General features: G+C 56.1%; 3 protein-coding genes. All 3 read right to left on the minus strand.

Annotation, left to right across the window (positions count from 1 at the left end; translation table 11 throughout):
* Positions 1 to 26 precede the first annotated feature (26 nt).
* On the minus strand, positions 27 to 374 hold the full coding sequence (locus tag ABEH28_RS27270) for a type II toxin-antitoxin system ChpB family toxin (protein ID WP_083232973.1): 348 nt from the start codon (positions 372 to 374) through the stop codon (positions 27 to 29).
* Positions 371 to 625: an AbrB/MazE/SpoVT family DNA-binding domain-containing protein gene (locus tag ABEH28_RS27275; protein WP_110946599.1), complete on the minus strand. Its 255-nt coding sequence runs from the start codon at positions 623 to 625 to the stop codon at positions 371 to 373. Before ABEH28_RS27275 ends, ABEH28_RS27270 begins: the two co-directional genes overlap by 4 nt.
* A 99-nt stretch (positions 626 to 724) precedes the next feature.
* Positions 725 to 997 (minus strand): hypothetical protein, encoded by a 273-nt coding sequence (locus tag ABEH28_RS27280; RefSeq protein WP_346631566.1) that lies wholly within the window; start codon positions 995 to 997, stop codon positions 725 to 727.
* Positions 998 to 1,067 lie beyond the last annotated feature (70 nt).

Here is a 1,067-nt window from a genome sequence, read left to right on the forward strand (position 1 = left end):
TGGTCAGGCGTTTGATCATTTTTTCTTTACTCAATCAGCACTTGAATGCGGGCCAGTACATCGTCCATCACCACCTCGGGGACCGCCTCTACGCGCTTACCCCCACGGGCCTCAAGGTCAACGGTGCGGATTTGATTACACAACACCACACCTTGCGTCTCGGTGCCGGAACCGCTCAGTGGCACGGCAAAGCCGGCATATCGGGCAAAATCCCCGCCTTGGGTGATGGGCGCGATCAGGACCAAGCCCGACACGTTGAACGCCGCAGGCGAAATGATCAGCGCCGGACGAAAATCGCCTTGCTGCTCACGGCCAGCGGTGGGATTCATGTTCAAGCGCACAATATCGCCACGGTTTAATTTGGCTCGCTTCACGCTTCACGCCCAACGGCTGACATCGCATTCCACGCTGCCATGTCGGCAGGTTCCGGCGCGCTCAAGTCACACTGCGCCATGAGCTCGGCCAGCGCGTAATGCGGCTTGGCCTTCGCAGGCTTGAGCGTCATAACCTCGGCGGATACATCGAGTTTCAACACATCGCCACTAACCAGATTCATCAGCTTAAGCACGGTTGCAGGCAAGCGTATCGCCGCGCTATTGCCCCACTGCTGCACTTTGACTTCCATAACAGCCTCCTAAAAAGTATACACATTGTAGACACCAAAAACACTAACCGCAAGCTTTTTGTATAAACATAGTATCTACAATGCCAGCTCCAAAGCGCGTCAGTGACCTCGTGCCTTAAGGGCAGAAATGCGCTCGATCCATACGCCATGCACCTGAGCCTCGAGAAATAGGTACACATCGGGTTCGATTGCCTGCATGTCCTGCAGGGCCTGGATAAAACCGCGACAGAACTGATAGCCATATTCGACCTGAACCTCGGTCTGGCTGCTATACAGGTCGCGCAGGGCCACGCGCCAGGTGGCATAGGCCTGCTCACTCAAACCACGCGGCAGATCCGAGGTGTCCAGAAAATCGAGATCGGCAGGTGGCATAACCAGCTCCTAGGAGGAAAGGGACCAGGGCGCAGCAACAGGGCGGGCTTATGGTACGTCAATCCCAAGG

The organism is Pseudomonas sp. Ps21-P2 (genome assembly GCF_039672565.1).
Taxonomy (GTDB): domain Bacteria; phylum Pseudomonadota; class Gammaproteobacteria; order Pseudomonadales; family Pseudomonadaceae; genus Aquipseudomonas.